Below are 2,464 nucleotides of genomic sequence, written 5' to 3'. Positions count from 1 at the left end.
GCGGTCGCTTTAATCAGGCGGACTCCGTTTCCTCTTCTTCCTGTGGGGCCGGCTTCAGCCGGCCTCTGACTGTAGGTCAGGCTTTAGCCTGACATCCAGAGGCCGGCTGAAGCCGGCCCCACAGAAGACCCGTCGTTCCTACCCCAGAAACTCGCACAGATACGCCACCGCTCCGCCGACCGCCCGCACATCGAAGCCGCTGTTCGCGGCCACTTCGAAATACGTTCCCGCTGCGAACGTCTGCCACTCGCTGTTCACCGCGAGCTTCACGCTCAGCTGACCGCTGATCACGCTCATGCGCTCGGCGGCACCGGTGTTGAAATGAAATTCGCCGGGCGCGATCACGCCGACCGTCGCGCGCAGACCGTTGCGTTCGAAGCCGATGCTCTGAACGCCGCCGTCGAAGTAAGTGTTGTGCTTGAGCATGAGTCTCTCGTTCGTCGATGAAGTAAAGAAAGCCGACACGATCGTGATGGCGCGCGAGCATAGCGGATGCGCGAACACGTTCCACTGCAATCGGCAACTGTGTTAATTTGGCGACAAATAAAGTACGGGGAGGAACGGTGCCGGAGCATTCGCTCGACGGTATCCAGATCGCACAGACGCCGCCTGCGGAGCACAAGATTGCCCGCAACCGCGCGCAATCGACTGCCTTTGTCGGCCGCACATTGCGTGGTCCCCTCAACACGCCGCTCGTCGTGCGCAGCTTCGCGGATTTTCAGCAGATCTTCGGCGGACTGTGGCAGCCGAGTCCGCTGTCCTACGCAGTCGAACATTTCTTCGATCAGGGCGGACGTCAGGCCGTCATCGTGCGTGTCGCCAACCAGGCCGCACCGGCCACCGTTTCCCTGCGCTGCGAACGCGAGTCGCTGGTGCTGGAGGCCTGCGCACCCGGCACGCGCGAGTTCCTGCGCGCTTCGATCGACTACGACAATCTCGATCCCGCCGATGTACTGAGCTTCAACCTCGTCGTGCAGCGCGTGCGCGCGCCGGGGTCGGAGCGCATCGAAGAGCAGGAGATCTTTCGCACTGTGAACGTCGATCCGCTGTCGGATCGCAATGTCGCGAACGTGCTGGCCGGCTCTCATCTGGTGCGCGTGCGCGGCCAGGTGCCGAAGAGCCGTCCCGCGGTCACGCTCATGCCCGGCACCAACCTGCCGGTCGGTTACGTCAGTTCGAGTCCGGACGGCGATGACGGCCGGCCGCTGAGCGACTACGACATCATCGGGTCGGCGGCGCGCGGCACCGGACTCTTCGCGCTCGCCGACCACGACGATCTCGCCTTCGTCTACATCCCGCCGCTGTCGCGCTCGACCGAGGTGGGTGCCAGCACGCTGCTGGTCGCTGCGAGGTTCTGTCGCGAGCATCACGCGATGCTGATCGTCGATCCGCCGCTCGCCTGGGAAACCCCGGGTGCAGCGCTGCAGGGCCTGAAGGAACTCGACTTCTACAACGACAGTGCCGTGATGTTCTTTCCGCGTCTGGCGTGCATGGATCGCCTGCGCGGCCGGGCGGAGATCTTCGGCAACGGCGGCGCCGTGGCCGGGCTGCTGGCGCGCTCGGACGATGCGGACGCACTCGTACCGACGTCGCCCGAACCCGAACCCCTGCTGCGTGCCGGTGCGAGGCTGGCCAGGGAAGTGTCACCCGCCGATCGCCGGCGCCTGTCGCAGGCGGGAATCAATGTGCTGCAGACCGTTCGCGGCACGGATCGCACCCGCGCGCCATTGCGCACGCTGGCTTGCGGCGCGAGCGTCTCCTCCGACGGTTCCTACCTGACGCCGCGGCGTTTCGTGCAGTCCGTCATCCGTGCCATCGAAAACGGCACTCGCTGGGCCGTCGTCCGTCCGCACGATCCGCTGGTCCAGCAGCGCGTGACCCGGCAGGTCGCCGAGTTCCTGACCGAGTTGCGTACGTCGGGCGCCTTCCGCAGCGCCCTGCCGGACAGCGCTTTTCTGGTGATCTGCGACGAACGCATCAACGATCCGCACGACGATCCTGGCGCCCTGAACCTGCTGGTGCAGTTGGCGGCGATCCATGCAGGCGACTATCACAGCTACATGATCACCCACAGCCTGCGCAGCAGCACCGTGCGCCCGGTCGTCGTCAACCGGCTGGAAGCTTCGCTGCGGGTCGGCGACGAACTCGAACGCGAAATCACGATCCGTGTGGATCAGGAGAACGATTTCGTCCGGGTGCTGGCGGGGTAGGAATCGGATTTCACACGGAGATCACGGAGATCACGGAGATCGGAAGGGAGAAGAGAATTTCCACGGGGGAAGAATGGGAACACGGGGAGCACGGGGAAAGAAAATTTCTGTTCCGAGACCCCGTGCTCCCCGTGTCCCCCGTGGAAATTTTCCTTCTCTTCTCCGACCTCCGTGTGCTCCGTGAACTCCGTGTGAAACTTCTTATCCGAACAGCGTCTGCAGCGGCTGCGGCTTCGCCAGGTGGAAGCCCTGGG

Annotated in this window: 2 protein-coding genes; one reads left to right on the top strand and one right to left on the bottom strand. The window is 64.4% G+C overall.

What is annotated here, in order from left to right; translation table 11 throughout:
- Window positions 1–138: 138 nt before the first annotated feature.
- Window positions 139–426 (bottom strand): pyrimidine/purine nucleoside phosphorylase, encoded by a 288-nt coding sequence (gene ppnP, locus V7D81_RS23145; protein WP_324320774.1) that lies wholly within the window; start codon window positions 424–426, stop codon window positions 139–141.
- 137 nt (window positions 427–563) lie between these two features.
- Between ppnP and V7D81_RS23140 the strand changes: the two genes are divergently transcribed.
- Window positions 564–2,210: a hypothetical protein gene (locus V7D81_RS23140; protein ID WP_324320773.1), complete on the top strand. Its 1,647-nt coding sequence runs from the start codon at window positions 564–566 to the stop codon at window positions 2,208–2,210.
- The last annotated feature ends 254 nt before the right edge of the window (window positions 2,211–2,464 follow it).

The sequence above is a fragment of the Povalibacter sp. genome, assembly GCF_036735925.1.
Classification (GTDB): domain Bacteria; phylum Pseudomonadota; class Gammaproteobacteria; order Steroidobacterales; family Steroidobacteraceae; genus Steroidobacter.
This window is presented reverse-complemented; position numbering and strand designations above follow the sequence as displayed.